Consider the following 684-nt stretch of genomic DNA (forward strand, 5'->3'; position numbering starts at 1 on the left):
TCGTAACACGCAACTGACTGAATTATGAAAGCTTTAACCTCTGGTTTTACTGCCGCCATAATTCACCATCCTTCCTAACCTGTCCTGAATTTATGCCAGCTTCAGCATGCAAGTCCCGCACGCTCTGGCAACATCGATATGAGCAACCTCCGCCGGCCTGTTCGCCGCATCAACCATTTCCTGCACGTCTTGGCTGGCGCCGTAACGCCGCACCACTCCAACGAATTCCTCGACGTCGTGGCCGCGAAGCTTCAGCACCGGCATTCCGGTCTCTTTGTTGAACTTCGGCGCGCCGTAGTCGTCGGTAGCCTGGGCGATATGGTAAAGCTCATGTTCAACCAGCGCGCAGAATTCGACGTCGCTGCATTGCTCGCAGTAGTCGGCAGCCAGAGTGATGATGAACTTCGGTATGCGACCGAACCATTCATGCATCTGCTGCTCCATGCGGGATTTCTGCCAGCCGCCGGCGCGCATCATCACCTGCTCACACTGACCCAGCACAATGCGGCCACTTTTGGCGAATGCGCCAGAGGCCCACATAAACGCAATATCACCGTCAGCGAGTGCATTAACGAGATGTTCGTGGTCAGGGTTATGGAGCCGACCTTCTTCAGAGAGGATGTGCTGATTTACCCACTCTCCGATTTCAGTGGCCGGGATAATCCGCGTGTACGGTAGCCAGTT

Annotated in this window: 1 protein-coding gene; it reads right to left on the reverse strand. The window is 55.1% G+C overall.

Translation table 11 applies throughout. From position 1 onward, the window contains the following. Nucleotides 1-90: 90 nt before the first annotated feature. Nucleotides 91-684, reverse strand: a 594-nt coding sequence (locus HNV26_RS37400) for a putative metallopeptidase (RefSeq protein ID WP_171453044.1), incomplete at its 5' end; no start/stop codon positions are given.

This window comes from Myxococcus xanthus (assembly GCF_013116825.1).
GTDB classification, from domain to species: Bacteria; Myxococcota; Myxococcia; order Myxococcales; family Myxococcaceae; genus Myxococcus; species Myxococcus xanthus_B.